General features: G+C 52.3%; 4 protein-coding genes. 1 reads left to right on the top strand and 3 read right to left on the bottom strand.

Translation table 11 applies throughout. The features are described 5' to 3' along the window. Positions 1-144: 144 nt before the first annotated feature. Positions 145-612, bottom strand: a complete 468-nt coding sequence (locus AACZ75_RS15615) for a pentapeptide repeat-containing protein (RefSeq protein WP_339874138.1) — start codon at positions 610-612, stop codon at positions 145-147. A 203-nt stretch (positions 613-815) separates the two neighbouring features. Here AACZ75_RS15615 and AACZ75_RS15610 point away from each other — a divergent pair, with 203 nt between their 5' ends. Then, the gene (locus AACZ75_RS15610) at positions 816-1247 is read left to right on the top strand and encodes a hypothetical protein (protein ID WP_339874137.1); all 432 of its coding nucleotides are present in this window, start codon (positions 816-818) and stop codon (positions 1245-1247) included. Between the two features lie 86 nt (positions 1248-1333). On the opposite strand, the gene tilS is transcribed toward AACZ75_RS15610, so the two are convergent. Together tilS and AACZ75_RS15600 are read right to left on the bottom strand one after the other, a co-directional pair. After that, complete coding sequence (tilS, locus tag AACZ75_RS15605; protein ID WP_339874135.1) at positions 1334-1939, bottom strand: tRNA lysidine(34) synthetase TilS; 606 nt, start codon at positions 1937-1939, stop codon at positions 1334-1336. Further along, positions 1920-2117: hypothetical protein (locus tag AACZ75_RS15600; protein WP_339874133.1), on the bottom strand; the 198-nt coding region annotated here is incomplete at its 5' end. The genes AACZ75_RS15600 and tilS, both read right to left, overlap by 20 nt.

The raw sequence follows: 2117 nt of genomic DNA, 5'->3' as shown, positions 1-2117 counted from the left end.
GGTCAGCGCCCCAAAGGTTAGCGCCATTGCCCTTCTTCCGTCCGCTTTCGATCCACAGCTTGTGCTGGGCGAGAATCGCTTTCAACTCTGTCGCATCCATTCGCTCTCCTTACTCTTGTAATATAGCCCGGCGATCACAGGCTGTCAAGCAGAAAGTCGCTCTGCTTTCACCCACTTTAGGGTGGAAGCCCATTTGTGGTATTTTGGATGCAAGCACACCCAAGCGATCTGATCTTCAGAGAAGGTGGCATGTCTAAAATTAAAAACCTTCTTGAAGTTTAGGTCAAAAGTGGCGCCCTCAAGATTAGCGCCCTCAAGGTAAGCGCTCTGAAGGTTAGCGCCCTGAAGGTTAGCGCCCAGAAGGCGAGCGCCCAGAAGGTCAGCGCTCTGAAGGTCAGCGCTCTGAAGGTTAGCGCTCTGAAGGTAAGCGCCCATAAGGTTAGCGCTCTGAAGGTAAGCGCCCATAAGGTAAGCGCTCTGAAGGTTAGCGCCACGAAGGTTAGCGCCACGAAGGTTAGCGCCACGAAGGTTGGCGCGCTTGCCCTCCTGATGGTCGCTTTCGATCCACAGCTTGTGCTGGTCGAGAATGACTTTCAACTCTGTCACATCCATTCGCCCTCCTTACTCTTGTAATATAGCCCGGCGATCACAGGCTGTCAAGCAGAAAGTCGCTCTGCTTTCATCCACTTTAGGGAGTCAGCCCATTCGTGGTATTTTGGATGCAAGCACACCCAAGCGATCTGATCTTCAGAGAAGGTGGCATGTCTAAAATAAGCAATCTTCTTGAAGTTTAGGTCAAAAGTAGCGTCCTGAAGGTGAGCGCCCTCAAGGTTAGCGCTCCGAAGGTCAGCGCTCTGAAGGTTAGCGCTCCGAAGGTCAGCGCTCTGAAGGTAAACGCCCCGAAGGTCAGCGCCCCGAAGGTAAACGCCCCGAAGGTTAGCGCCCTGAAGGTTAGCGCTCCGAAGGTCAGCGCTCTGAAGGTAAACGCCCCGAAGGTCAGCGCCCCGAAGGTAAACGCCCCGAAGGTTAGCGCCCCGAAGGTCAGCGCCCTCAAGGTTAGCGCCCCGAAGGTCAGCGCCCCGAAGGTCAGCGCCCTCAAGGTTAGCGCTCTCAAGGTTAGCGCTCCGAAGGTCAGCGCTCTGAAGGTCAGCGCTCTGAAGGTTAGCGCCCTCAAGGTTAGCGCTCTGAAGGTAAGCGCCCTGAAGGTTAGCGCTCTTGCCCTTCTTTCGTCCGCTTTCGATCCATAGCTTGTGCTGGTCGAGAATGACTTTCAACTCTGTCGCATCCATTGCTTCTCCTTACCCTTGTAACATAGCCCGGCGATCACAGGCTGTCAAGGACTTTCTGTGCTCTCCAACACGAGTTTCTTAACGACTTTCTTTAAGCCCGGATTGATGTGAAGTGCGTGGGGCATTAGGACGTTCCTAATGTAGTTGCGCCTGTAACGATAGTCACCATTACTGGGATCGTTGACGGTTGGAACGTCTTTGCGAATGCACCACATCGTAAAGTCTCGCTTTTCTGTTGTGATAAAGGGGCGAATAAATTGATCTCGCTTATGCGGAATCAGGTAAGTCTTGCCATTGAGTGCAGTAAAGAGATAGTTCTCGACCTGATCATCAAGGTGATGTGCCGTGACAATGGGCAGGTCAGTTGCTTCCGTGAAGAAATCATAACGACGATCACGCCACCAAGCCTCGGCAGAAACACCGGCAGGCATTTCCTCCTCACACTTGCCTACGATAAGGTCAAGGTTGTGCTCGGCACAATAGGCACGAACAAGCGCCTCTGCCTTTGGGGCATAAGGTGTGCCGTGATTGTAATGAAGAACAACTACATCGTGGGCTCTGCGAAGAAGGTCTAAAGAAGCCATAGAGTCAATCCCGCCGCTTACAGCGACAGCAACTTTTCTTGGGATCTTACCTGTGATGTGAATCATTCGTTCTCCAGTGGATGGCGTCTTGATGGACGAGGTAAGGATGCATCTTGCCCTTGATGTAAACCTTCCACTTTTGTGGAAAAACCTCTTCCACCAAAATCCCCTTCAGGTTCACGTACTGAGGGTAGCCAATGTGAGAAAGTTTAACAAGGTCACCGACTTTCATTCTTCGTTCTCC

The sequence above is a fragment of the uncultured Brevundimonas sp. genome, from assembly GCF_963975535.1.
In the GTDB taxonomy this organism is placed as follows: domain Bacteria; phylum Pseudomonadota; class Alphaproteobacteria; order Caulobacterales; family Caulobacteraceae; genus Brevundimonas.
The sequence above is the reverse complement of the archived record's forward strand: the minus strand, read 5'-3'. Positions and strand labels throughout refer to the sequence as shown.

Bases quoted from the DNA above. Each gene is read 5' to 3' on its own strand.
- AACZ75_RS15615 (WP_339874138.1), bottom strand. From the start codon at position 612: ATGGATGTGACAGAGTTGAAAGTCATTCTCGACCAGCACAAGCTGTGG.
- tilS (WP_339874135.1), bottom strand. From the start codon at position 1,939: ATGATTCACATCACAGGTAAGATCCCAAGAAAAGTTGCTGTCGCTGTA.